Origin of the sequence: Psychrobacter sp. Marseille-P5312 (genome assembly GCF_900291405.1) — a bacterium.
GTDB lineage: Bacteria > Pseudomonadota > Gammaproteobacteria > Pseudomonadales > Moraxellaceae > Psychrobacter > Psychrobacter celer.
Genome location: NZ_OLML01000001.1, coordinates 749,205 through 773,882 on the forward strand (window position 1 = coordinate 749,205; position 24,678 = coordinate 773,882).

The 24,678-nt window shown below is 49.9% G+C and carries 20 protein-coding genes; 9 read left to right on the forward strand and 11 right to left on the reverse strand.

Annotation, left to right across the window (positions count from 1 at the left end):
* The first annotated feature begins 492 nt into the window (after positions 1-492).
* Complete coding sequence (locus tag C6W44_RS03200; RefSeq protein ID WP_105244198.1) at positions 493-1,728, forward strand: beta-ketoacyl synthase N-terminal-like domain-containing protein; 1,236 nt, start codon at positions 493-495, stop codon at positions 1,726-1,728.
* A gap of 3 nt (positions 1,729-1,731) precedes the next feature.
* On the forward strand, positions 1,732-3,378 hold the full coding sequence (locus C6W44_RS03205; protein ID WP_105244199.1) for an anthranilate synthase component I family protein: 1,647 nt from the start codon (positions 1,732-1,734) through the stop codon (positions 3,376-3,378).
* A 64-nt stretch (positions 3,379-3,442) separates the two neighbouring features.
* Here C6W44_RS03205 and hisC read toward each other — a convergent pair whose 3' ends face one another.
* The 8 genes from hisC to C6W44_RS03245 all read right to left on the reverse strand — a co-directional run bounded on the left by hisC (position 3,443) and on the right by C6W44_RS03245 (position 12,147).
* Entirely contained in the window at positions 3,443-4,585 is a 1,143-nt protein-coding gene (gene hisC / locus C6W44_RS03210; RefSeq protein WP_105244200.1) for a histidinol-phosphate transaminase, read from the reverse strand.
* A gap of 109 nt (positions 4,586-4,694) precedes the next feature.
* Positions 4,695-5,990 (reverse strand): histidinol dehydrogenase, encoded by a 1,296-nt coding sequence (hisD, locus tag C6W44_RS03215; RefSeq protein WP_105244201.1) that lies wholly within the window; start codon positions 5,988-5,990, stop codon positions 4,695-4,697.
* A gap of 456 nt (positions 5,991-6,446) precedes the next feature.
* The gene (gene hisG, locus C6W44_RS03220; protein WP_105244202.1) at positions 6,447-7,139 is read right to left on the reverse strand and encodes an ATP phosphoribosyltransferase; all 693 of its coding nucleotides are present in this window, start codon (positions 7,137-7,139) and stop codon (positions 6,447-6,449) included.
* Positions 7,140-7,337: 198 nt separating this feature from the next.
* The gene (gene murA, locus C6W44_RS03225; protein ID WP_105244203.1) at positions 7,338-8,615 is read right to left on the reverse strand and encodes a UDP-N-acetylglucosamine 1-carboxyvinyltransferase; all 1,278 of its coding nucleotides are present in this window, start codon (positions 8,613-8,615) and stop codon (positions 7,338-7,340) included.
* A 154-nt stretch (positions 8,616-8,769) separates the two neighbouring features.
* Positions 8,770-9,021 carry a BolA family protein gene (locus tag C6W44_RS03230; protein WP_100749029.1) on the reverse strand — a complete coding sequence of 84 codons (252 nt, stop codon included), beginning with the start codon at positions 9,019-9,021 and terminating at the stop codon, positions 8,770-8,772.
* 157 nt (positions 9,022-9,178) lie between these two features.
* On the reverse strand, positions 9,179-10,192 hold the full coding sequence (locus C6W44_RS03235; protein ID WP_105244204.1) for an alpha/beta hydrolase: 1,014 nt from the start codon (positions 10,190-10,192) through the stop codon (positions 9,179-9,181).
* A 344-nt stretch (positions 10,193-10,536) separates the two neighbouring features.
* Entirely contained in the window at positions 10,537-11,397 is an 861-nt protein-coding gene (locus tag C6W44_RS03240; protein ID WP_105244205.1) for a BON domain-containing protein, read from the reverse strand.
* 264 nt (positions 11,398-11,661) lie between these two features.
* Positions 11,662-12,147 (reverse strand): YraN family protein, encoded by a 486-nt coding sequence (locus C6W44_RS03245; protein WP_105244206.1) that lies wholly within the window; start codon positions 12,145-12,147, stop codon positions 11,662-11,664.
* A 171-nt stretch (positions 12,148-12,318) separates the two neighbouring features.
* On the opposite strand from C6W44_RS03245, the gene rsmI reads away from it, so the two are divergent.
* Positions 12,319-13,218, forward strand: coding sequence for a 16S rRNA (cytidine(1402)-2'-O)-methyltransferase (rsmI, locus tag C6W44_RS03250; RefSeq protein WP_105244207.1), 900 nt, complete (start codon positions 12,319-12,321; stop codon positions 13,216-13,218).
* A gap of 58 nt (positions 13,219-13,276) precedes the next feature.
* Positions 13,277-14,296 carry an adenosine kinase gene (locus C6W44_RS03255; RefSeq protein ID WP_105244208.1) on the forward strand — a complete coding sequence of 340 codons (1,020 nt, stop codon included), beginning with the start codon at positions 13,277-13,279 and terminating at the stop codon, positions 14,294-14,296.
* 110 nt (positions 14,297-14,406) lie between these two features.
* Here C6W44_RS03255 and C6W44_RS03260 read toward each other — a convergent pair whose 3' ends face one another.
* Together C6W44_RS03260 and nfuA are read right to left on the reverse strand one after the other, a co-directional pair.
* Positions 14,407-15,717 (reverse strand): O-acetylhomoserine aminocarboxypropyltransferase/cysteine synthase family protein, encoded by a 1,311-nt coding sequence (locus C6W44_RS03260; RefSeq protein ID WP_105244209.1) that lies wholly within the window; start codon positions 15,715-15,717, stop codon positions 14,407-14,409.
* Between the two features lie 285 nt (positions 15,718-16,002).
* Positions 16,003-16,686, reverse strand: coding sequence for a Fe-S biogenesis protein NfuA (gene nfuA / locus C6W44_RS03265; RefSeq protein ID WP_075102549.1), 684 nt, complete (start codon positions 16,684-16,686; stop codon positions 16,003-16,005).
* 530 nt (positions 16,687-17,216) lie between these two features.
* On the opposite strand from nfuA, the gene C6W44_RS03270 reads away from it, so the two are divergent.
* The 4 genes from C6W44_RS03270 (at position 17,217) to C6W44_RS03285 (ending at position 21,971) form a co-directional block, all read left to right on the forward strand.
* On the forward strand, positions 17,217-18,194 hold the full coding sequence (locus tag C6W44_RS03270; protein WP_105244210.1) for an alpha/beta fold hydrolase: 978 nt from the start codon (positions 17,217-17,219) through the stop codon (positions 18,192-18,194).
* Between the two features lie 360 nt (positions 18,195-18,554).
* Positions 18,555-19,601, forward strand: coding sequence for a bifunctional nicotinamide-nucleotide adenylyltransferase/Nudix hydroxylase (locus C6W44_RS03275; protein ID WP_105244211.1), 1,047 nt, complete (start codon positions 18,555-18,557; stop codon positions 19,599-19,601).
* A gap of 166 nt (positions 19,602-19,767) precedes the next feature.
* Positions 19,768-21,162 carry a nicotinate phosphoribosyltransferase gene (locus C6W44_RS03280; RefSeq protein ID WP_105244212.1) on the forward strand — a complete coding sequence of 465 codons (1,395 nt, stop codon included), beginning with the start codon at positions 19,768-19,770 and terminating at the stop codon, positions 21,160-21,162.
* Positions 21,156-21,971 carry an SGNH/GDSL hydrolase family protein gene (locus C6W44_RS03285; RefSeq protein WP_105244213.1) on the forward strand — a complete coding sequence of 272 codons (816 nt, stop codon included), beginning with the start codon at positions 21,156-21,158 and terminating at the stop codon, positions 21,969-21,971. The genes C6W44_RS03280 and C6W44_RS03285 overlap by 7 nt, the downstream gene beginning before the upstream one ends.
* 90 nt (positions 21,972-22,061) lie before the next feature.
* On the opposite strand, the gene C6W44_RS03290 is transcribed toward C6W44_RS03285, so the two are convergent.
* A complete protein-coding gene (locus C6W44_RS03290) occupies positions 22,062-22,340 on the reverse strand; it encodes a type B 50S ribosomal protein L31 (RefSeq protein ID WP_075102544.1) in 279 nt (92 codons plus the stop codon).
* 743 nt (positions 22,341-23,083) lie between these two features.
* Between C6W44_RS03290 and C6W44_RS03295 the strand changes: the two genes are divergently transcribed.
* Entirely contained in the window at positions 23,084-24,607 is a 1,524-nt protein-coding gene (locus C6W44_RS03295; protein WP_105246427.1) for an FAD-dependent oxidoreductase, read from the forward strand.
* Positions 24,608-24,678 lie beyond the last annotated feature (71 nt).

The window sequence follows — 24,678 nt, forward strand, 5'->3', positions numbered from 1 at the left end:
ATGCGCCAAGCTCGTGATACATGATAACTCGTCATATATGATAAATAGTATTTGAAGAGGTGTCATCTTAGTCAATTATCTGTCTGCCTGTCAGTGCCAACAATGTTATTGCCGTCACCAGTTTTGTATCTAAAAGTATAACGTGTTTATAACTGTTTTTTCTTATGATGACAGATGAGCATGGGTTTAATAAGCATGTACTGTTGGCCGCTTTTGCTGATAGCTGTAGCGCTATTTGGTGCTTGGGGCAGTTTTGTGATTATTTTGCACTTGTACAAAGATTTTGGGGCACTGATACGGTATCATAAGCGCTGCCCTCAAGTGCTATACTCTCAAGCTTATCGTATCACTTACTTACTATTATTATCAGTACCATTATCTAGAGCCTGCTCATCTCAAAGATGAGGTTTAGTAAAAACCCGCTCTAGACGACCTATAAGTCAAATATAGGGACAGCAATTACTAAAAATTATTACTCAGAAGGAATAGAATATGCGCCGCGTTGTTATCACTGGAGCAGGGATTGTCTCTTGTATCGGACATGATTTAGCCACTGTCGCTACTGCACTCAAACAAGGACAGTCTGGCATCACATTTAACGAGTCTTATGCTGAGCACGACTTTAAATCTCAGGTCAGCGGCAGTATTGATCAGTCGACGATAGATACCAGTGGCATCGACCGTAAACTAAAACGTTTTTTTAGTGACGCCAGCCTTTATGCTTATGTCAGTGCATTGAGCGCCATCGAGCATGCAGGCTTGTCACTTGAGACCATCAATAGCAACCCGCGAGTTGGGGTGGTGGCAAGCTCGGGCGGTGCATCGACAGAAAACATCGTCAGTGCCATCGATGCGATGCGCGCCAAAGGTCTGCGCGGCGTCGGCGCGATGGCGGTACCAAAAACCATGGGCAGCTCGGTATCGGCCGCACTGGCCACAGGACTTAAAATCCAAGGGGTGTCTTACTCTCTTAGCTCAGCTTGTGCCACCTCGACACATTGTATTGGCCATGCTGCCGAGCTGATTCAACTTGGCAAAGCCGATGTGGTACTCGCTGGTGGTAGTGAGGCTGAGCACTGGACCCAGTCTTGTATGTTTGATGCCATGGGCGCGGTCAGTACTCAATATAATGACACACCAACCCTTGCCTCTAGAGCTTATGACAAAGACCGTGACGGCTTTGTCATCGCGGCAGGTGGCGCGATGGTGGTGGTCGAAAGCCTAGAACATGCCGAGGCACGCGGCGCCAATATCTTAGCAGAAATCGTCGGCTACGGTGCCAGCTCTGATGGCGCTGAGATGGTCGCCCCTAGCGGCGAAGGCGCAGTGCGCTGTATGCAACAAGCCTTGGCAGATGCAGGGCTAGAGAGCGTCGACTATATCAATACCCACGGTACCAGTACGCCACTGGGCGATATCACCGAGCTCAAAGCCATCGCGCAGGTGTTTGATGGTGATATCAGCAAAGTACCTGCGATCAGCTCTACCAAGTCGATGACTGGTCATAGTCTCGGCGCTGTCGGCGCGCAAGAGCTGATTTATTGCCTACTTATGCTACAAGAAGGATTTATCGCCCCAAGCATCAATGTCAAAGCGTTAGACCCTGCTGCTAAAGGCTTTGATATCGTCACTGACAAGCGTGACGCATCACTTGAGACCATCATGAGCAACAGCTTTGGCTTTGGCGGTACCAATGCCACATTAATCATCAAAAAGTTTGACGCCTAAATAATGCCTGTAAACACTCATTCTACCAATCACATAAACCCCACCCCATCGCCAGCTACTCACCCTAGCTGGCGTTTTGGTGCGCTGGGTGCAGCTGAGCTGTTGCCAAAGCTGCAGCGCCACTTACTCAAGCAAGACGCTCAGGCCAACTGGCAACTGGTTTGGCTAAACAATGCTGGACGGCCAGTGATTGGCTTGCTGCCCAAAATGGCTTGGTCTGTCTATGCGACCACCACACCCGAGCCCAGACAGCCTGCCGCTTATGCCATCGTTGGCCGCCGCCGTGGCGAAAAGCACGCGGCCACTTACCGCTCCATGAGCTATGAAGCATGGCAAGAAGTGCTCATTGCCTATGGTCGAACCCATCAGACCGACACAAATAGCCAAGCAGATCCTAGCGCGCCACCGCACTATCACCACGGGCTGATAGGATTTATCGGCTATGACATCGCAGCTCACGAGCTGAGCCCAGCGGGCGCTATCGAGCTGGCGGCGCAGCCCTGTGCGGTATTGGGGCATTACGACATATATCTGACGCCCTGCGATAGCGGTCATGGCTGGGCGCTACGTACCGTAGGGCTTTATACAGTAGCAGATGAGACGGACCCAACGCTTGACTCGCTGATATCCTGCTTAGACTCACTAGAGCAACAGCTATCTAAAGCAACTAATAGCATTGCAAAAACGCCTGCGCCATTATACCTACAGCCGCGCTGGCACCAACATGACTATCAAGCCGCTTTTGATAAAACCCAATACTACCTAGAGCAAGGCGACTGCTATCAGATCAACCTGACCCAAAAATGGACAGGACAGCTGACGAACCAGAGTACATCCACTCAGGCCATAAGTCTGATCGATTATTTGCCAGCGCTCCATCAAAACACCCAAGCGCCCTTTGCAGGGTACTTACAAACCCAGCCGCATGATGACGATAGGTTTGATAATAGCGACAATAGCCTCGATGCTCGTAACCCGCATAGCGTTAACGCTCAATTTGAGCTATTAAGCTGCTCGCCTGAGCTGTTTTTTACCTTTACCAAAGAACCTAATAGCGGCAAACATCATATCATCACCAAACCCATAAAAGGCACCATGCCACGCAGCACCAACCCCACACAAGATAATGCCTATAAGCAGCAGCTGATCGATAGTGAAAAGGATCGCGCCGAAAACGTCATGATCGTCGACTTATTGCGTAACGACTTGGGCAAGTATGCCAAAATCGGTAGCGTCAAAGTGCCCAAGCTGTTTGCTATTGAGAGCTTTAGCAATGTCCATCATATGGTCAGCACCATTCGCGCCGAGCTAAAAGACGACACCCATCCGCTTACGGTGTTGTTTGGCAGCTTGCCAGCAGGCTCTATCACCGGCACGCCCAAAAAACGCGCTGTCGAAATCATCTCTGAGTTGGAACAAGCACCGCGCGGCGCATACTGCGGTACCATGGGCTATATGAATTTTGATGGAAGTGGACAGTGGAATGTACTGATACGCACGCTACAAGCGCGCCATGCGCCGCAGCAAAACACGCAGGTCAATTTATGGGCGGGCGGCGGTATCACGGTGGCCTCTGACTGCGATGCTGAGTATCAAGAGTGTCTGGATAAAGTGGGCAATCTATTGGACGTGCTGGCGCAAAAACCCTGACATAAAAAAGCCTGCACAGTATGATACTGACAGGCGTTATGATACTGACATGAGTTGACGCTACCTACTCAGCAGCGCTATCTATCGTATTGCTATCTGCATGCAATACCGTCAGCGCCGCTATTAATCTTTGGTGCTGCTCGGCGGTACCGACCGTGATACGCAGATACTCATTGATGCGCGGCTTGTCAAAATGACGCACGATGATGCCTTGCTCACGTAGGGCGGCGGCGACCTCGCTGGCATTGCCCTCTTTAGGACGTGCAAACACAAAGTTGGTATGCGAAGGCAACACCTCATAGTCCAATGCTTGTAAGCCTGCCGTCAACGACTCACGTAAATCAATCACTTGCTGACGCGTTTGCTCAAAATACTCTACATCTAACACACTTGCCGTCGCCCCAGCTTGCGCCAATTTATCGAGCGGATAGCTGTTAAAGCTGTTTTTCATGCGTGTTAAGGCTTCAATTAATGAGGCATTACCAAAGGCCATCCCAACGCGCAAACCTGCCAGTGAGCGCGATTTGGAAAACGTTTGGGTGACCAAAATATTATCACACTCGTTGATAAGACTCACAGCTGAAACCTCAGTCTCCAAACTACCCTCTTCTACTTGCGCAAAGTCGATATACGCCTCATCAATCACAATCACCGAGTTTGAATGCTCGCTTGCCAATTTACGAATATCCGCAAGCGATAATAGCAGTCCTGTCGGCGCATTGGGGTTGGCGATAATGATGCCACTACAAGGCTGACGATAAGCATCCGGATCGATACTAAAATCGTCTTCTAGCGCAATTTGCACCAGCTCTATACCAAAAGTATGGGCATACACTGGATAAAAACTATAGCCAATGTCAGGCGAGAGCACAGGGCGCTCTTTTAAGAAAAAACTGGCAAATACCAGCGCCAGCACTTCATCTGAACCATTGCCGACAAACACTTGATTGGCATCAAGGTCATATAGCTGAGCCAAAGCGGCGCGCAACTCATCAGACTCAGGCGCTGGATATAAGCGCAAATCATCCGCCTGCTGCGCTAAGACCTGAGCAATGGCCTCACCAACTTTAGGTGAGGGTGGAAACGGGTTTTCGTTGGTGTTTAATTTACATAAATTGTCGTGTTGCGGCTGCTCACCTGGTACATAAGGTGACAAGTTACGTGCTTTGGATGACCAAAGTCTGGTATCTATCTTTAACTCATTCATAAGTTATCCTACTATTAGCCACAAAGACTATCAAAGTTTACAGACCTAATATTTAAAAAACTAACGCTTGCTCGTTGGCGTAAAAACATACGCCACTCTGACACGCCGATTATTGATAACGATAACGAGCTGAGCGCGCGTGGGCTTCTAAGTCCTCGCGCTGCGCTAAAATATCTGCCGTTTCGGCCAAAGGCTTACTGCCCGCTTCGCTACAATAGATGATAGAGGATTTTTTTTGAAAATCATAAACACCAAGCGGTGAAGAAAAACGCGCCGTCCCCGATGTCGGTAGTACATGGTTGGGGCCTGCACAGTAATCACCGATGGCCTCAGGGGTGTGACGTCCCATAAAAATCGCCCCAGCATGACGAATATTAGCGAGCAAGGCATCAGGCTCATCGACCGACAGCTCTAAATGCTCAGGCGCCACGCGGTTGATCACTGCCATGCCCTCCGCACGGTCTTTGACCAAAATCAGCGCGCCGCGGTTTTGTAATGAGTCGCGCGCGATATCCGCTTTTGGTAGCTCGCTCAAGGCTTTTTCGATTTCAGCTGCCACCGCGTCGAGCTGCTCGCGACTGGTCGTTACAAAGATGGCTTGGGCGATACGGTCGTGCTCTGCTTGTGACAACAAATCCATCGCCAACCAGTCTGCGCGATCTTGCGCCTGCCCTTCTGCGTACACCAGCACCTCAGAGGGGCCAGCAATCATATCGATGCCCACTTGACCAAATACCGCGCGCTTGGCCGCAGCGACGTATTTATTACCAGGGCCGGTGATTTTGTCCACGGCTGGTATCGTCTCGGTACCATATGCCAACGCAGCAACCGCTTGGGCGCCACCGATGGTAAAGACTCGGTCCACTTGTGCCAAGTGTGCCGCAGCCAGCACCAGTGGATTGATCACACCATTAGGCGCTGGCACAACCATGATAACGTCACTCACGCCAGCGACTTTGGCTGGGATGGCATTCATCAGAACCGATGAGGGATACGAGGCCAGACCACCTGGCACATAGATGCCGACGCGATCCAGCGGGGTGATTTTTTGCCCCAAACGGTTGCCCAGCGCATCTTCATACTGCCAGCTGTCTTGGACTTGGCGCTCATGGAAGCTCTGTACGCGCGCAGCTGCCGTGCTTAGGGCGGTTTTCACCGTATCGTCTAATTGCTCAAAGGCCTCAGCAAGTGCCTCCTTAGATAGCTCTAGTTCTTGCATGGTAGTCGCTGGATGCTGGTCAAATTGCTGAGTCAATGCCAGTACCACGCTATCACCCTGATGACGCACTTGCGCGATGATATCATCAACAGTCGTTAACAAATCGGCATCATTGACCGTCTCAAAAGCAAGCAACTCGGTCAACTGGCTATCAAAATCGGCATCTTGGGTACTTAACTGGCGCATGAGCTAATCCTATATCTGAGCATGTATGCTACGGAACATTAACGAGTAAAAACAAGCGAGTCTGATACTGTGATACGTATCTGTGGCTAGGGCGTGTCCTCATTTTAAAAATGGCGATAAAAATGAGATAAATCGCCGTCAAACAAGGAAAATAGCGCAGATAATATTGAGATATTAGTCAGCTATTTGACACCGTTTGGCCAGATTTAGCCATTTTTAGCCCATTTAGATGGCTATCGATTGAATTGAGGACACGCCCTAGAGTCCGGTTTAGATTATACTGGGCTTTTATGTTTTGACAAACCCATACAATAAAACCAGTTTAGCACGCTATGCTTATCATAGAGCGCCAAACTGGTTTAAAAATTTGCATCACTGTACTTAATATTACCAATGAAGCACATTGTCTTTGCAAGTATGGATGAGTGACACACTAAGGCATCAAACACTGAGCTGTTAAGCACTCGCAATGCTGTCTTTAAAACTGTCCAAAATTGGCTCAAGCAAGGCAAACTTACGCTTGTAACTGACTTGATTGACAATGAGGCGTGACGATACATCGCAGATATGGTCACGGGCTTCAAGGCCGTTGGCACGCAAGGTGTTCCCTGTATCGACCACATCAACGATGAGGTCTCCGAGTCCAACCAGCGGTGCCAGCTCCATCGAGCCGTATAGTTTGATCACATCGACCTGCTGGCCTTGGCTGGCAAAATACGCCCGAGCCACATTGACGTACTTGGTAGCGATGCGCAGACGACGATTGGGCAATGGCGCGTCTTTTACGCCTGCGGTCATCAATTTGCACTGGGCAATCTGCAAATCCAGCAGCTCATACACATGGTTGGCACCGTGCTCAAGCAGTACATCTTTACCCGCCACACCAAAATCCGCAGCGCCATGCTCGACGTAGGTCGGTACATCACTGGCACGCAAGATTAAGACGCGTACATTGGGGTTTGAGGTTGGAAAAATAAGCTTACGCGAGGCTTCAGGGTCTTCTAACAACTCAACGCCCGCTGCGCGCAGCAAAGGCATGGTCTCTTCTAAAATACGGCCTTTAGATAAGGCCAGCGTTAAGCCTAAAAATTCCTCATTGACTTGGTTTAATAAACCATCATTTGATTGGCGGGTGCTTGCTTCGGTCATAATGACATCGTGTCCATGTACAGTTGGCATCCCCGATAGCGGGGCGTGAATTTATCATTGCTAAGCGATGGGGTAAACCTTCATGCACCAATCATTGAAGTGCTTGACGCATAAGGGTTTACTGAGTCGTTCAGTGTCTGACTGACTTAAGGCATAGTTTTATGTAGTTGCTGATAAAAACCAGCAAAAAACTGCCGCCTAGTCGTTGCTGTTGTTGCTATTGATACGTTCGATATTGACGCCGAGCGCACGCAGTTTGCTTTCTACGTTTTCATAGCCGCGATCGATATGATAAATACGATCGATCAAGCTCTCACCTTCGGCGGTCGCCGCGGCCATCACCAAGGACATCGATGCGCGTAAATCGGTCGCCATCACGGGCGCGGCGGTAAAGTTTTCGACGCCTGTAACTACGGCAGTATGACCGTCCACCTGAATGGATGCGCCCAAACGATTGAGCTCTGGCACGTGCATATAGCGGTTTTCGAAGATATTTTCGATAAAGGTACTGGTGCCATCGGCCAGACAGCTAATCGCCATGAGCTGCGCCTGCATATCTGTTGGAAAACCAGGATGCGGCTGAGTGCGAATATTGACAGGTCTTGGTCGACCCGTCATTTGCGCGCGAATCCAGTCATCACCTGTGGTAATCACCGCGCCCATATCTTCAAACTTCTCTAGCACAGGGGTCAATAACAGCGCAGAGGTGTTTTTGGCCAATACATCACCGCGAGTCATCAGCGCGCCTGCCAGATAAGAGCCTGTCTCGATACGATCCGCCACTACTGAATACTCACAACCATGCAAACGCTCAACGCCTTCGATGGTCATGGTCGAGGTACCAATGCCGCTTATCTTGGCACCCATCGCGACCAGCATGTTGGCCAAATCCACCACTTCTGGCTCCAGCGCGCAGTTGCCAAGCACTGTAGTACCTTTAGCAAGGGCAGCCGCCATGATGACGTTTTCAGTGCCGCCGACCGTGATCATGTCAAATGAGAAGTTACAGCCGATTAGTTTGCCGCCTTTTGGCGCTTGCGCTTTGACATAGCCGTTTTCGACGCTGATAGTAGCGCCCATGGCTTCAAAGGCTTTGAGATGCTGATCGACAGGACGCGAGCCAATCGCGCAGCCACCTGGCAATGAGACTTCTGCTTCGCCAAAACGTGCCAGCAACGGCCCCAATACCAAAATCGACGCGCGCATAGTCTTGACCAGATCATAGGGCGCATAAAAATTATCGATGGTTTTGGTATCGCACGTGACCGTATCACCTTGTTTTTGAATGTGGATGCCCATACCACCGATCAATGCAATCAGGGTACGCACATCTTGTAGCGATGGCACATTATGTAATGTCGTTGGGGTCTCAGCCAATATCATGGCCGCAAGTAACGGCAGCGCGGCATTTTTGGCGCCTGAAATCGTAACTTCCCCTGCAATACGACTACTACCCGTGATTAAAAATTGATCCATAAAAGTGGCAACCTAGCGATGAGTATAAAGAGATGAATATAAAAAATAAAAACCAAACCACCAAAACCTGCGATTTAGACAATAAATGAAGCAGCAGGCTTGAGGCGTCTAATTAACAGGCTTAAGCATAACGTCTCATCATAAAGAGTGACGTTTATCCTTTTGATTGAGCGTCCCACTCAGCGGGCGTCAATGCTTGAATATTGAGCGCATGAATATCTCCGCTGGCAATCTTGTCATTAACCAGCGCATATACCGCTTGCTGACGCTGAACGCTGCGTTTGCCTTCAAAGCTGGCATCGACCACGCGCACATCAAACTTGTTGCCTTGATTGGCCGCTTGAATAAAAGCGTCTGGAAAATGAGTCTGTAAAAATGCAATCAAGTCGTCAGCGTTCATGCTCATAAATCTCTCTGCCTTAAATATAAAATAGGGTATGAATATAAAGTGAAGACATTATAACAAGAGTTTGGCTATCTTACAGTATTGTCTTGCTTTACCATGTTTTATGATGCAGTAGCGACCAATCAGTAGTGCCCACAATGCCTTTCACCCTTTATCGTTATTTAAGGGCGTGATCTAGGTAGCTAAGCACTTGCGCGCGCACGTCATTGACCCAGCGTAGCGGCGGTGCCATCGCCCCAATACTGGTCGCATGGCTGGCACCTGCTATTTCACCGTTTTTGACAGAAACGCCAGCTGCTTTTAGTGCTTGCGTCATCTTGATGGTATTGCTGTCGTGGACGATGTCGTCTTTTTCGGCCGTCAATAATAAATAAGGCGGCTGCTTTCCTTTGATATGACGATCGGGCATCACCTCATCTGGCGTGGCAGCGGCGGCAAAGGCCGATGCGCTATCAAACTTACGAAAGTCATAACTGTATGGCCCCGCGATGCCGACGACTGTCCCTACAGCGCTTGGCTTGATATGATAAGGGGCCAAAAATTCCTCGTTGGCGACCGCTGCCACGGCGTTGAACGCTCCAGCAGAGTGCCCAACCACCGCCACACGAGCAGGGTCAGCATACAAGCTGGCCGCGTTGTTTAGGCTCCAAGCGATCGCCTGCGCGGTGTCTTTGACATAAGCGGGATAGACATGCTCAGGCGCCTTACGGTAATTGATCACCGCTGTGACATAGCCTGCCTGCGCCAAACTCTGGCCGACAAAGGCGTATTGCTCTTTGCTCCCGCTCTCCCATGAGCCGCCATGGACAAACACCACCATCGGATAACGATCACTGATCGCGCTTTGTGCCGTCATGGCACGGGTCAACGGCTTGGGGTAATAAATATCTAAATCCTGTAAGGGCTGATCGCCGTACAAGATGTCTTTGCTGACCCCAACACCGCCGCCTGAGGTAATTCCATTGACAAGAGTCAAAGGTGATAATGCCTGCGCGCTTTGACTTGCCAGCACCGCGCCGCCAATTGCCAACAACGCCGCGCCCGTCACTTTTAGCACCTTCTTACTTGCTGCTTGAGTGTCAGCGCTTTTTGTATTTGTCTTGTGACGGTGCTGTTGCTTGTGGCCATCATCATGGTCATGATGCCGCTTGCGTGTTTTGAGATCCTTCATCGCCAGTGTCCTTTTTTATGTCCTTATTAGCCATATTTATCAGCTTGGGTGTGTGACACATTGACTGGGGCAACATTGGCTCACGACTTTGATCATAAGCCCTTATTCACTTATCACCAATTATTTATCGCTCGCCACGCATCATCAGTCGCTTACCGCGGATTATTTATAGCCATTCATATAGTCACTCATCTAGCCATTCATTTACAGAGTAATCAGTTTACTGGCTGCCAAAAGACTTCTCGTGTTTTTGCTGTTACTCGTGTTTAGGCTTCTTGTCATCAGCGGCGGCTATATCAGCGCCAAATACAATCGAGGCACTGGCTCACGATGAAATGAGGTATTTACGGATTTTGATAAATATCGACATTCTCACTAGCAGAAGCCTCACTAGCAGAGGAGTCGATAGGCGAACCCTCTTCGGTCACCACTATAGGCGTGGTGGCTCGGGCTGGGCTGGGCGCGACTGCACTACCCGGTTCATCAGCAACGCGCGCGGCAGCCGAGCGCTGCACAACTGGCGCTAACGCCGGATTGGCCAGATTGTCCTCATACATAATATCGTCTTCACCAATCTTTACCCCTCTATCGTCGACAACGGTCGTCAATAGCACAAGCTCGATCACTCCTACGGTGCTGTTGGCGATATCGATTAAGTGGCTTTGCTGCGTCGGTGTCACACGTCCCATGACATAGACCACGCCGTTGTTGCTCACCACCTTGATTTGGGAGGCTTTGACGCCGTTACTTGTCGCGACTTTTGCCAGCATTTTTGAGGTGATATAACCATCATGGACAGTCGAGCTATAGCCCTTTGAGGCACTGACGGTCAGCTCATTATAGACACGGCGCACATCTGGCATGGAGCTGACGACGTTTTCTATCTCCGTCTTGATCGCAGCACTTGGCACCTCACCGGTCAGCAGCACTTCACTATTAAAGCTATCGATACTCATGCGGCTGGTCTGCTGCAAGTCTTCTTTTAGGCCATAAACATTGATTTTGGCAGTGTGTTCGATGCTACGATCCAGCAGGCGCTGCGGAATGGTACGCTCAGTCATGGGCACACCATAAGTCCCTTGTGTACTGTTGGTCAGATAATTGGTGGTACAACCCGTACTAATGACGCTTGCCAGCAGCACAGCACCTATCGTCATGCGGTATGATGAGCCAAAAATAGCAGTGCGCAAGTGCATCCGTGTCATGATTTACCTCTTAGAGCCTGATGAAATAAGTAAGATATTGGCGATGATTGATGAGCAAGGCATGTCATCGCTTTTTTATTGAGCTACTTTACTCAATTTTTTGGGTGAACGCTTAGGCTTTTGGTAACGATAACTCAACCGACAAGCACCTTGGCATCGCTCACGCACGCTCAGACTCATTAATACAACAAGAATCATCATCGAGCGCGCCAAGTGTACTCAGTAATTATGCTCAGTCATATAGGTAAAAAAGCCAAGCCCGCCTTACCAAGCATTTGCCATAAACGCGCCTATCAGCCACTGCGGCGACTCAGACATGTGGGCTTCTGCGAGTTTGTGCTTGCCTGCGGTATCATAAGCAATGACATCAAACCGGCAATCAAAATCTCTATACTCAGGGTGCTGCTGCAAAAAATAGCGTGCTGCCTTGATGAGTTTGTTTTGCTTGGATTTGGTGACGCTCAGCAGCGCATCGCCAAACCCTGATTGGCGCCGTTGACGCACTTCGACAAACACTAGGGTCGACCATGCCGCGCCCGTCTCTAGCATGACCAAGTCAAGCTCGCCGATTTTGGGTTGTTGCCAGTTTTGTGCAATCAGCGTCAAGCCTTGCGCCTGCAAAAACGCACAAGCGCGCTGCTCAAACAAGCTGCCTTGACGCTGCTTGGGCGAGCTAAGGCGTAAGGGTTTGTGATGGGTCATAAGAGCAAGATACCTGCTGAACATTTCAGAATTATCATAGCACAACATGATAAACTAACCACTTTTGCGCCTTGTCTATATATTTGGTCTGTCACCATGGCCTGCAGTCATGAGATTGTTACGGTCTTTATTATGATGTTGTGCTAAAGACCACACATCAAACGCCAAGATAGAGCGTGGCGCTATATTGTATGCCCGACTTTTACAACAGAGGTTTTCATGTCCATCCCTACCGCGATGCCAGCTTGTTTATATATCGTTGCCACGCCGATTGGTAATCTGAGCGACATGACGCCGCATGCCATCGATGTCTTAGAACAAGTGGCCATCATTGCCTGTGAAGACACCCGCACCTCCGGCAAACTGCTATCGCACTTTGGTATCCATACCAAAGACAACAGTAGCGAGGCTGACGCGCCCAAAGCGCATAATAAGCTATGGGCCTATCATGAGCACAACAGCGCCATCCAAACGCCAAAGATTATCGAGATGATCCAGCAAGGCCATTCCGTCGCTTTGATCAGTGATGCTGGCACACCACTAGTCAGTGACCCAGGCTATCAGTTGGTACAAGCGGCGCATGCCGCTGGCGTGAGAGTATCACCTGTGGTGGGTGCATCGGCTGCCATTGGCGCGCTATCGGTCGCAGGGCTGCCATCAGATCGTTTTAGCTTTATTGGGTTTTTGCCTGCCAAAACTCACGGTCGCCAAAAACAACTGACCGCCTTAACGACACGCACCGAAACCTTGATATTTTATGAAGCGCCGCACCGCATTCTGGCAAGCTTAGCGGACATGGCGGCGATATTTGGCGCTGATCGTGAAGTGGCGTTTTGCCGTGAGCTGACCAAAACCTTTGAGACTGTGCACAAAAGCACGCTTGGCAACTTGGTTGAGTTTGTCAAAGCCGATGACAATCAGCAGCGCGGCGAAATCGTCTTGGTAGTCGCAGGTGACCATACCGCACAAGACGCCGACGACATCAGTGTGCACGATGCGTTACTACAACGTCTACTGGAGGATTTATCGGTCAAAAAAGCCGCCGCCTTGGCCGCTGATATCACTGGCGTGAAAAAAAACGCGCTCTATCAGCGCCTGCTTGAGCTACAAGCAAAATAGCTTGTGGTTATAAAAAATACTATACCAACAAATTAATCATTGAGTGAGGAGAGAGCAAATGTACGATGTAATGGCGATAGGCAACGCCTTGGTGGACCACGAGTACCTACTGTCCGATGCTGCCCTAGAAGAGACGGATCTGACCAAAGGCAATATGACGCTGGCGGCTATCGAGGAGCAGCAGCAGCTACTGGCGTACTTCAAACTGGCAGAAATCGCACCCTCAAAACAAGCTGGTGGCGGCTCAGCGGCCAATACCATGTACACCTTTGCCAGCCTCGGTGGCAAGCCATTTTATGCTTGCCGCGTCGGTGATGATGCTCAAGGTGAGTTTTACCTAAAAGACTTGCACACTGCAGGCGTCGCTACTTCAAAAAAATCCGTACATACAGGCGGCGTCACAGGCTCTTGTGTGGTGGCGGTGACCGAAGATGGCGAGCGTACCATGCAAACCTATCTTGGAACCTCAAGCGACATCACAGCAGAAAACGTCGATTTTGACGCGCTGACGCAAGCCGACTGGCTGTATCTAGAAGGCTATCTGGCAATGACTGAGAGCATTCAACCTGCGATGACCAAACTGCGCCAGCAAGCAGGTATTCATAACGCCAGAATCGCGGTGAGCTTCGCCGACCCTGCGGTGGTGAAGTTTGCCAAAGACGGCCTACTCAATATGCTCGGCAATAAAGTTGCAGTGATATTCTGTAATAGCGAAGAGGCCAAGCTATTTACTGACAAAAAACAAATCAAAGCCGCCGCCCGCGCACTCCTTGAGCATTGCCAGACCGCAGTCGTCACCGATGGCGCGAATGGCGCAATCATCGCTCATAAGTCAGATGACCACTCAGAGCTGGAGATTTATGAAGTCGCCACGCCAGCGGTGGCCAATGTCATCGACACCAATGGCGCAGGTGATAACTACGCGGGCGCTTTTTTATATGCGCTATCGCAACACTATAGCCTGCCTGAGTGTGGTCGTCTGGCAAGCGCTGTCGCCGCCCAAGTCATTCAGCAATTTGGCCCGCGCCTTGTCTCCCAAGACTATAAAGAAATTGCGCAGCGCGTATTATCCGCTTAATAAACATATAATCTAAGCGATATTTCGTGCCAAATAAAAGCCCATATCTTATCGATATGGGCTTTTTTGTGACGTATAAATAGCGTACGGATATGACCAGTATGACGATATTAAGCCGCAGCCAATGCTTGTGCCAGATCGGCTTTGATGTCGTCGATATGCTCGATACCGATAGAGAGACGCACCATGTCAGCACTGACCCCAGCGTTGGCAAGCTCTTGCTCATTGAGCTGGCGATGGGTGGTGGTCGCTGGGTGACACGCCAACGATTTGGCATCACCGATATTGACCAAGCGCGTGATCATCTTCAGCGCATCGATAAAGCGGGCACCAGCCTCCAGCCCGCCCTTTACCCCAAAGGTTAAAATAGCAGAAGGCGTACCTTTCATGTATTTTCTGGCCAGCTCGTGCTCAGGGTGGTCCGATAGACCTGCGTATTTAACCCACGCAACTTTGTCATGATCGCGCAGATACTCAGCGACGGCCTGGGCATTTTGTACATGGCGCTCCATACGTAGGCTGAGCGTCTCCATACCTTGCAAAATACCAAAGGCATTTAATGGGCTGATTGCCGCCCCAGTATTGCGTAGCGGTGCCACACGAGCACGAGCGATAAACGCCGCAGCGCCGACGTCTTTGACAAAGTTGACACCGTGATAGCTCTCATCTGGGGTATTGAGCAGCGGGAAACGCTCAGGATAGTCGCCCCAAGGGAACGTACCACTATCGACAATCGCGCCGCCGATCGAGGTGCCCGTACCGCTCATGTACTTGGTCAATGAATGAATGACAATATCCGCGCCAAACTCAAACGGGCGGCAGAGCGCAGGCGTCGCCACCGTACTATCGATTACCACAGGCACGCCATACTCGTGAGCGATATCACTTAGCGCTTGGATATCTACGATATTGCCCAGCGGATTGCCGATACTCTCAGCAAACACCATTTTGGTCTTGTCATCGATAAGATCGCGAATTGCTTCTGGCTCTTTGTGGTCAAAAAAACGTACTTCAATGCCTTGACGCGGTAGCGCATGGGCAAACAAATTATAAGTACCGCCATATAGCGTCGATACCGCAACGATATTATCACCCGCTTCACAAATCGTCTGAATGGCATACGTGATGGCCGCCATGCCTGACGCCACCGCCAGCGCTCCGATACCGCCTTCTAATGCAGCCACCCGCTCTTCTAGTACCGCATTGGTTGGGTTCATGATACGGGTATAGATATTGCCTGCGACCTTGAGATCAAACAAGTCAGCACCGTGCTGGGTGTTGTCAAACGCGTATGAGCTGGTGTGATAAATGGGTACGGCGACCGCTTTGGTCGTTGGCTCAACTTGGTATCCGGCATGGATGGCCAAGGTTTCAAGACGCGGTGTATTTTGGTTTTGCTGGTCTGGTTGTCCGTCACTCATACTGTGCTCCTATGTAGGTATTTATGATTCAATAAGGATATCATGATAAAAAATGTCAAATCGTTATCTTTACGCCGCTGTCGCTAAACGCCATCTACAAAAACGATAGGCATAAAAAAAGCTGAGTTAATCATAACTCAACTTCTTTATGAAAATAATAGCAAATCATTCATCTCTTAATGACAAAAACTCATAAGCGACCATACTATTTGATCTAAGTAGCTTTGTTTAAGATTTAAGTAGCGTTGTCTAAGCTGAATGGTTTGAGCGACTTTGCCGCGCCGATTATTTATAATACGCATTTTCAGTACGACTGTGGTCGGTTTCGTCAACCACTTGCGTCAGCTCAGGAATCTGCTGCTTAAGCTGGACTTCGACACCTTGGCGCAAGGTCATATCCACCGCTGAGCAGCCCTGACAGCCACCACCGAACTTTAGCACGGCTGTCAGACCAACGCCTTCTTCGTCGATCAGCTCTAGCAAGTCCACCATACCGCCGTGCGCGGCCAAGCCTGGGTTAATCTCTGATTGCAAGATATAGTTGATACGCTCTTCGACACTGGCGTCAGCACCGACCTTTGGTACTTTTGAGTTTGGCGCACGGAAGGTGAGCTGCCCACCAAAACGGTCTTTATTATAATCAATCACCGCATCTTCTAAGTACGGCACTGAAGCCGCCTCGATAAACGCAGAAAAATCGTCATACGTGAGCACCAAATCCGCGCTGTCTTCTTCGCCTGGCTGATTGTACGCCATGCAGCACTCGGCGCGCGGCGTACCTGGATGCTCAACAAAAATACGGACACCGATACCGTCGGTGTCTTGCTTGGCCAACAAATCGGCCAAATAACCTTGCGCCGACTCTGTGATAGTGATGTTACTTTTTACGTCCGCTTGCTCAGTATCTAGCGCTGACTCATAGTCTGCTGACTGATCCAACTGATTAGCAGCTTGATTATGCTCACTCATAATGTTTCCTATGTGTTATGACACAAACGCGATACCTGTCGTGGCTACTGTGTCGTGAATGTAGAGTGTGTAACGATAAGGGGGTACCAACTGCACCGATTTATCATCTGATGGGCGTGTCTGTCACGGGTTGCTCACGCCGACCAAGGCTTTGTGGCATTTATACTCATTATTATAGCGTATTCAGGCGACAATTCCGACTGCCCCACTGTGAATTAACATCGCTTGCAGACAGCCTTGCCCTGTGTCTGATCGTTGATATGCTCTCCTTTATATAAAGACGACTCTCATATTTATCAAGCAGCACCTCCGAGGTTGTTTATCAACGCTTGACGCTTTGACCTCTAATGCTCTAATTCCTAGCGCCTTATTTCTGACAACTTTATTATTTATCGCTCAATTTGCTTCATTCATGTACTCATTTGGCTAGGTTGGTCACAAAACGGCCATCAAAGACTCATCAATTATGGTATAACTAAGCGGCAGTTATAGGGATATTGTGATAAAAACTGAGGGTAAAAGAGCGCTTTATGATGACACGGACGCGGCATCTAGTGACGACCAAGGACGGCGAGCAAATAGCCGTTTGGCGGGTAGCAAACAGTATCAAACAACACGCAGACGCAACGGCTGGCGCACCTTGCGCCCCTGACACAAGCGTCAAAGCACAAAATATATTTTTGACCCATGGCACCTTTTCAGACAAACAAACCTGTCTAAAAATCGCCGAGTATCTGGCCGGTCTGGGCCATCAGTGCTACATCATGGAGTGGCGCGGCCATGGCGACAGCCCAGCTCCTAAAGAAGCGTTTGATTTTGAGACCGTCGCAACCTATGATTATGAGGCGACTTTTCGCTACTTTTTTGATGAATTACAACTCAATAATCTGCACTGCGTCACCCATAGCGGCGGCGGCGTGGGCCTAACGATGTTTTTGATTCAATATCCAGATTATATCGATAAAATCAACAGCGCTACTATGTTTGCCTGTCAAGCGTTTGGGGCGGCCGCCAGCCCTATCAGCTACGCCAAGATACTTGCCGCCAAGCTTGTGACAAAAGCGGTCGGTTATATCCCTGCCAAAAAGCTCAAACTGGGGCCGATCAACGAAAGCTATCACACCATGAACCAGTGGTTTGATTGGAACTTGCAACAAAACTTTAATAGCAGCCGCAAACAGTTTACCGACAATGCCCCTTTTGATTATCGACAGCACATGCCGATGGTTACGATGCCTATCTATGCCATCAGTGCCAAGGGTGATAACTTCATCTCCCCAACCGCTGGCTGTCGGCGGTTTTTTGATGCCTTTAACCGCGCTACTAATAGCAGTCCTTCTTCTGCCCCCACCTCTACTAATAATAACGCTACCAATGTCTTTCGAGAGTATGCGCGCAGCCATGGTGATTTAGACGATTATACCCATAGCCGCATTATGATTAGCCGTCATGCAGCGACAGAGATTTGGCCAACAGTCGCCGCTTGGATCGAACAGCACGTCAGATGACTTGATCGTTATAGTCGATTCTAAATAAAACAGATACATCATATGTCAATGTGGAACTGGTATAAATTTTCCTTGCGTACTGTGCCTGCGCCGCTCGATGCTGCGTAAAATTTATCCCAGTCCCACTGTATCGTTTTTATACAGAACTCACTATATGCCGCCAAATGATCACTACCGTAAAGGCGTTAGCGTCTGCTCGATCCTTTTTTGGTAAATCAGCAAACCCATACTCAGCAAACCCATACACGGTATAAAACATCTTTGCACTTGTCAGTGGCACTGCTGCTGTGTCATATTGGCAGCATGGTTTTTAACCTTTATTTTTATTATTGACATATCAATGGCAGGACAGTGGCACATATGGGTGATTCAGTAGAGCAGCAAACAGATAAGCGCAGACACTATCGTTATCTGGTCTTTATCGGACGTTTTCAGCCTTTTCATCGAGGGCATAAAGCAGTCGTCGACGAGGCGCTACAGCGCGCTGATGAAGTGATTATGCTGATTGGCTCAGCCAACCTACCACGCAGCCTACGCAATCCTTTTAGCGTCGCTGAGCGTGCCGCGATGATTAAGGGCGCGTACTCATCTACTGATGCCGCGCGCATCCACTGCGTGGGGTTAGATGATGCACTATATAATGACACGCGCTGGCTTCAATACGTACAAGCCGGCGTCAAATCTATCACAGGTGATTTGCAAAGTGATATCGGCCTGATAGGCCACTCAAAAGACAGCTCGTCGTATTATCTATCATTGTTTCCCAACTGGGATTCTGTCTCCGTTCCCAATTATCACAACCTATCAGCCACGCCTATCCGCGACAGCTATCTGATGGGGGCGACGCCAACACCTGAGCGTACGCCTGAGTCCACCCGTCAAGTGCTCGATGATTTCAAAAAAACTGAAGACTATCAACAGTTGCACGAAGAAGCCGATTTTATCGATAAATATAAAAGACAATGGCAGGCTGCGCCCTATCCGCCCACCTTTATGACTGCTGATGCGCTGATTGTACAATCAGGCCATATCTTATTGGTAGAACGCCGCAGCATGCCAGGACGTGGGCTTTGGGCGTTGCCCGGTGGGTTTGTGAACCCAAAAGAGACCTTGTTTGATGCCTGTATCCGTGAGCTACGCGAGGAGACACGGCTCAAAGTCCCTGAGCCAGTATTACGCGGCTCTTGCCATAGTCAGCATACCTTTGACGATCCGTACCGCTCCGCGCGCGGTCGTACGATTACCCAAGCGTTTTATTTTCAGCTAAAAAACGACCCAAAAGGCTTGCCCAAAGTCAAAGGCGGCGACGATGCGGCCAAGGCTTTTTGGCTACCGCTGGCTGAGCTGGACGCCACCATGATGTTTGAAGACCACTATGCGATCATTACCAAAATGGTAGGGCTATAATAGGCAAACAACAGTAGGCAAACAGCGCGCTGAGTCTTTATGATTATTGTGTTAAAAGCAGGCTAAGTAACGTTTTTATGCCGGCACCGATAGACGGTAACGGCTCACCGCCGCAGCTGTCATATAACAAGGCAGCCGCGGCATCTCAACGCAGAGGAGTTCTGTGATGTACACTGGCAATCTGAGTAATTTACTCTTAAATAGCGACAGCTACAAGACCTCACATTGGGCGCAATACCCAAGCGGTAGTGAGTATCTGTCAAGCTATATTGAGGCGCGTAAAGGCGACTACGACGTGGTGTTTTTTGGTCTGCAAGCTTTTATCAAAGAGTACCTCAGCACCCCTATCACCCATCAAGATATCGATGAAGCCGAAATGGTCATTCAAGCGCATGGCTTGACGTTTAACCGTGCAGGCTGGGAGCGTCTGGTCGATAAACACGGTGGCTACCTGCCACTACGTATCGAGGCCGTCCCTGAAGGCAGCATCGTCCCTGTCTCAAACGTCGTCTGCCAAGTCATCAATACCGATCCTGAGTTTTACTGGCTACCAAGCTATATCGAGACCGCACTGCTACGCGCTATTTGGTACCCCTCCACCGTCGCTAGCGTCTCGCATTACTGTAAAGGCATCATTCGTCAGGCCCTAGAAAAGTCTGCCGACAATAGCGACTCGCTTACGTTTCGGCTGCATGATTTTGGCGCGCGCGGTGCCTCTAGCCAAGAATCAGTCGCTTTAGGCAGTTTGGCGCATTTAGTAAACTTTGCAGGGACTGACTCGATGACGGCGCTGGTCGCCGCCAGCCGTTGGTATCGGATGGATAAAGACATGCCAGCGTTTTCGATTCCGGCCGCCGAGCACAGTACCATGACCGCTTGGGGCCGCGACGGCGAGACAGCCGCCTTTGCCAATATGCTCACGCAGTTTGGCGGCGCGGGCAAAAGTGTCTCTGTGGTCTCTGACAGCTACGACTTATGGAACGCCATAGATAATATCTGGGGCGGCCGCCTCAAAGACGAGGTCCAAAACATGGGCGGCACACTGGTCATCAGACCAGACAGCGGCGAGCCTGCCAAAGTGGTACGCGAAGCTTTAGAGCGCTTGGCTGTGAAGTTTGGCACCACCATCAATAGTAAAGGCTATAAGGTATTGCCAGATTATGTGCGTATCATCCAAGGTGATGGTATCAGCCCAAACACTTTGGGCAGCATCATCGATGTGGTGCTAAAGGCTGGGTTTAGCGCGGATAACATCACCTTTGGAATGGGCGGCGGATTATTGCAGCAAGTCAACCGCGACACCATGAGCTGGGCGATGAAAGCCAGCGCCATTTGTATCGATGGCGTTTGGAAGGATGTCTATAAGGACCCTGTGACCAGTCGCTCAAAACGCTCAAAAAAAGGCCGCTTGGCGTTGATCAATCAAACCCAAGGCCAACCAAAAACCATCAAACTCGACGACTTATCGACTGCTGACAACCTACTACGCGATGTGTATGTCGACGGTGAGCTGTTGATCGACGACAGCCTGACCACCATTCGGGAGCGTGCAGGATGGTAGCTTCTCTAAACTTATCCAAAAAAGATATGCTGCTTGCGCCAATTTATCTGTATCAAGGTATCAAGGTCAAACGTGATACGGTACGCCTCCCTGAGCCTACCGGTGAGAGATGCGGCCGGGTCACTCTAGTGTCAGCGACTAAGACGCTCGCCCAAGCATCGAAGCCTGCGCTACAGTTGATGATCGTCGGCGACTCCGCAGCAGCAGGGGTCGGGACGTTGACACAGCAAGAAGCGCTGGCAGGCAAGCTAATCCCCATTCTGCAGCAACAGCCAATTATTCATAGCCAGTTTGCTGAGATTGTTTGGTCGTTGCAGGCGACGACGGGGCACACCAGCTTTGATATTTTGCGGCGATTGTATGTGCTGTCTGCGCCCAGCGAGCCTGTTGATATCATGGTTTTGAGCGTCGGGGTCAATGACACCACAGCGAACGTCTCCCCCGACCAGTGGCAACAGCAACTCGAGCAGATCATCACCATTGCTCAGCGCAAATTTGGCGCGCGCAAGACTGTCTTCTCAAGCCTACCACCGATGGCACAAATGCCAGCACTACCCGCGCCGCTCAACGCCTTTATCGGTGCCAAAGCCGTGGCACTCGATAAGGTATTACAAAACGTGTGTCAGGCTCAGGGCGGTGTACACTACATGGCCGCTGACTTTGCGATGATGGCCGAAATGCACAGCGGCAGTAGCCCCATTGATAGCGCGGCGATGTTTGCCAGTGATGGCTTTCACCCCAGCAGCTTGACTTATGGCTTGTGGGCGCAACAGTTGGCGGCGCTAATCGCACAGCTCCTTGAGCGCTAACAGATGCTGGCTGATTTGACATAAAAAAACCGCTGATTATTCAGCGGTTTTTTTATACTGCGCCATATGACATGACGCGATAAGCGCATATTACTCAGCAGAGTCAGCCGCTTTTTTGCTACGGCCACCGAATGCACCAAAGCGTTTGTTAAAGCTAGCAACACGGCCTTCAGTAGAGGTTTTACGCTGCTCGCCTGTATAGAATGGGTGCGATGCACTTGAGATATCAAGTGGGAAGTATGGGTATTCTTTACCTTCGTACTCACGAGTGGCTTTTGTGCTGACCGTTGAGCGAGTCAAGAAAAACACATCAGCGTTGGTGTCGTGAAACAAAACTTCTTGGTAGTTAGGATGGATATCTTTACGCATAATAATCTCTCTATGTCCGATGTATGTATCAGGTGGCTTGATGAGCAATCAAACACATGCTGGCATACGTAACTGAGGCACTAAGGACATGTCTAAGAGTGGCAACTGCATCACTGGCTTATTCCAGCACCCAACACCACGCCTCTGTTCACTTAGCCTTTCCCCAGCGGGAAAATCAAACCGCGATTTTAACGGTTTTTGGCATTTGATGCAAGAGCGTGTCCCAACTTTGCGCGGCATTTTTCTTAATGTGTACTGTTACAAAAGCCGGATTATTTTACAAACATCAACGCTACTTGCAGCGGTCACCCTTTATCGTTTGGGCTAATTTTTATTCTAAAACCACCAGACTTCCTACCTTTTATACCAAGGCGCCTTATCGCTTTATACAGGCTCTGGGTTGTCTTGCTCTCGGCTCTACTGACAAAACTCATGCATGTACTTACGTATTTGTCATCTTATGCTCGCCTCAACTTTCGTAAAATATCCCCTATATTAAAACAGCTTTATACGAATGATCAGCATTGACTAACAATGACGATAAGATGTTGAAGTTGGCGATAGGCGCACGCATATCAAAAGCGACCGACCCTATAATTAATAAGTGCAGCCTAAGCGCGGCTCAGGCTATTAAGGATATGACAACGACAATGACGCAATCCGTTTATCACAACACCAATTCTAACCATAGCGGCATACCAGCCAGTACAGCCACTGATGAAGCATCGGCGAAGACGGCGGACATGCCGCGACCGGCAAAGCGTGTGGGTATCTTAGGCGGCGGCACGGCAGGCGCGACGATTGCCATTCGCCTGGCTGCATTGGGGCTTGAGACGTATGTGTTTGAAAAAAAACAATCTCTCATCGACGGCCCACCAATGTGCCACTTGCATGCCGGCGGCAACTTGTATCGCGAAATCCCTGACGAAGACTGCGTCGCCTTACTCAAGCAGTGTATCGATATTTTGCGCTTATACCCTTACACCATCGATGTGCGCCCCACCGTGTTTGCCGTCCCGACACGCGATGAGGGCTTGCCTGAGGATTTGTTACCACGCCTTGATATTTTGACAGACGCCTATCGCGAGCTGATCGCGCAGGACCCAAACAATAAAGTCTTGGGCGAGCCTGAGGACTACTATCAGCTCTATAACCATGAGCAGTTGCTGGCGCTGGCCGAGCGTGAGCAAGTCGCCATTCCTCGCAGCGTCGATGAGTGGATGATACCAGTTGCCAAGTATCTGGATTTAAACAAAGTCAAGTTCCCGCTTATCGTCGTCCAAGAGTACGGCTGGAATATCTTTCGCCTCGCCGCGTCAGCACAGCTGGCATTGGCAGAGTATGAACACGCTCATGTGTTTACCGATACGACGGTGACACAGGTCATGCCTGTCGATTGTGAAAACTGTACAAACGCCGATCACCATGTGACCAAATGGCGCATCGACTACCAATCAGCAAGCAGCTCGACAGAGGCGGTGCAAAAAGACGCTATCGAGGTCGACTACCTGATCAATGCGTGCGGATTTCGTACGGGCATCATCGATGATATGGTCGGTGTCGCCGTCACCCGTATGGTCGAATTTAAGTCCTCCTATATCACCCACTGGGGCGAAGCTGGTGGTCAGATACCCGAGATCATCGTCTACGGCAATCGCGGCACCCCTGAGGGGATGGCGCAGCTGACGCCTTATCCTGATGGTTATTTCCAGATTCATGGCATGAGTCATGCCATTACTTTGTTTGATGATGGGTTGGTGGCGTCGAATACTGACAGCGCCCAGCCCAAGCTACCGCAGCAGTACGTACACTACATCGAGGATGGCTGGGACAAAGCGCCGCTACAAGCGCGTAGCCAACAAGCCATCGAGTATGTGGCGCAGTTTGTACCGACCTTTCATAGTGCTCGTAGCGTTGGCAATGCCCTATATGGTGGGCAGCAAATCCCTGGAGAAGACGATACTTTGCGCGTCGCTGACGTCAGCTTGTACGCCGATATCCGCTATGCCCGTGCAGAAAACGTCAAAGCCTCCTCGACCTTGATTGCAGCGGATCAAATCGTCAATGAGCTGGCTGAGCTGGGTTTGGTGACAACAGATACGCCCGCAAACCGTCACCGCTATGCTCATAAATGGCCATATCTGGCGCACAACGATAGCTTGACCATCGATAGTGTGGCTCGCGAGCTGGCTGAGCAGCGCGGTTTTCCAGTGGCCATGGCGGGAGTAAACCATGGTATCCGTGAGGCCATACTGTCTAGCTTATGAGGCATCGCTTATCTTGGCTTATTTTTGCTTCTATAGTCGATACACTCTAAAAATATCATAGCGCTACTAGG